Source organism: Hyphomonas oceanitis SCH89, assembly GCF_000685295.1.
Classification (GTDB): Bacteria; Pseudomonadota; Alphaproteobacteria; order Caulobacterales; family Hyphomonadaceae; genus Hyphomonas; species Hyphomonas oceanitis.
Genome location: NZ_ARYL01000165.1, coordinates 1 through 515, shown reverse-complemented (window position 1 = coordinate 515; position 515 = coordinate 1). Strand labels below are relative to the sequence as shown.

Annotated in this window: 1 protein-coding gene; it reads left to right on the top strand. The window is 62.7% G+C overall.

The features are described 5' to 3' along the window. Nucleotides 1-325 precede the first annotated feature (325 nt). Nucleotides 326-515 (top strand): DUF736 family protein (locus HOC_RS22050; RefSeq protein WP_035542789.1); only part of this gene is annotated, 190 nt, incomplete at its 3' end.

Here is a 515-nt window from a genome sequence, read left to right as displayed (position 1 = left end):
ATCGCCCGTCTGTGGGGTTCCTCTGGCCTCCGCGTGCGATTGCCAAAGCGGCCTGTTTCGCCCTTCCACTTGCCCCGAAACACACAATGTTCCCGTCTGTTGCCGTGTGACCTGGACGACACGAAACGGTCCTGAAACCGGACAGTCCCACGAATTTCCCCGCCGCTTTGCGGCTCCTCGCGAGACAAATTCGTGCGCCTGCCCGGTGCTCCGCTTTGCTGCGCCCGTGCCGGTTCAGGCCCGCTCCGCGCCGTCCGGGCGGTCCGGCGTCGACGGGGACATGGTGTCCCTCGAAGACAGCCACGGAAACGAAAAGGAGACCCCCATGGCAAACGCACTCGGATATGTCAGCGAAACCAAGACCGGCTTCGAAGGCGCCCTCGCAATGATGAACCTCAACGCCACTATTCGCATCGAGAAGAATGCGGAAAAAGCCGAAGAGGCCCAACCGGACTACCGCATCTTCGCCGGCGAAACCGCGACTGAAATCGGCGGCGGCTGGATGCGCAAGGCGA